Raw genomic sequence first — 867 nt, forward strand, 5'->3', positions numbered from 1 at the left:
ATACGTTTCGGTATTACGATCCGGGGGTGGGGCGGTTTACGACGCAGGATCCGATTGGGTTGGCGGGTGAGATTAATCTTTACCAGTATGCGGTGAATCCGCTAGGGTGGATTGATCCCTGGGGACTTAGCGGTGATTGTTTTTCCACTAAAAGCAATGGTAAATATACTGAGCCTGACTTGCCCCCTAAGGTTGTTGCTAAGAACGGCGAAGTTCAGATCGTGCACTACACGAGAAGTGGAGATCATGGTCCTGCTCATCTCCATGTTAAAGGTGGCGGCCCTGAAGCAAAGATAGGGCAAGCAGGAAAGCCAATAAAAGGCTCGCCTCAACTAACATCCAAGCAACAAATGCTGGTTGATGCCAACCGCTCCGTGATTCGCAAAGTGGTTGGGAAGATTCAGAAGTGGTACAAATATCAGTCTATGGAGTGAGGTGCTAAAGTGGATAACAAAGAAATATGGCTATTCAATGGGTCCATGGCTCGATTCCCTTCTGGTGTTTTTTTTTCCTTGGAGGGCGCAAGGGAATGGATAAGGCGGCATAAATTGAGCGGAGTGCTTACAAGATACCCCGCTAATACGGGGGTGTACGATTGGGCTATTGAAAATGGTCTTTTTTCTGCAACAGAAGATAAGCATAAGACGCCATCATTTATAGGCGGTTTCACTTGTGCGTCTATGGAGCATTTTCATTTTGAAGATGGTGAAGAAGACTAATCTTTCGAGACAGGGACGCACAAAAGCGCTCAGCCCGCAAGCCTAGGTCCGCTTGCAAGGGCAGCATTAACGGCGTGTATCAGCGTTTCACTACGACAGCGAGAACCGCCTGGTCCGTGCAGAAACCTGGCATGGCACACAGTTGCAA

General features: G+C 48.6%; 2 protein-coding genes. Both read left to right on the plus strand.

Annotated elements, in window-relative coordinates; genetic code table 11:
- Positions 1 to 434 (plus strand): RHS repeat-associated core domain-containing protein (locus E8E68_RS00025; RefSeq protein WP_280339024.1); only part of this gene is annotated, 434 nt, incomplete at its 5' end.
- A gap of 9 nt (positions 435 to 443) precedes the next feature.
- Entirely contained in the window at positions 444 to 719 is a 276-nt protein-coding gene (locus E8E68_RS00030) for a hypothetical protein (protein WP_266032212.1), read from the plus strand.
- The last annotated feature ends 148 nt before the right edge of the window (positions 720 to 867 follow it).

The sequence above is a fragment of the Pseudomonas sp. BN607 genome (assembly GCF_029871175.1).
In the GTDB taxonomy this organism is placed as follows: domain Bacteria; phylum Pseudomonadota; class Gammaproteobacteria; order Pseudomonadales; family Pseudomonadaceae; genus Aquipseudomonas.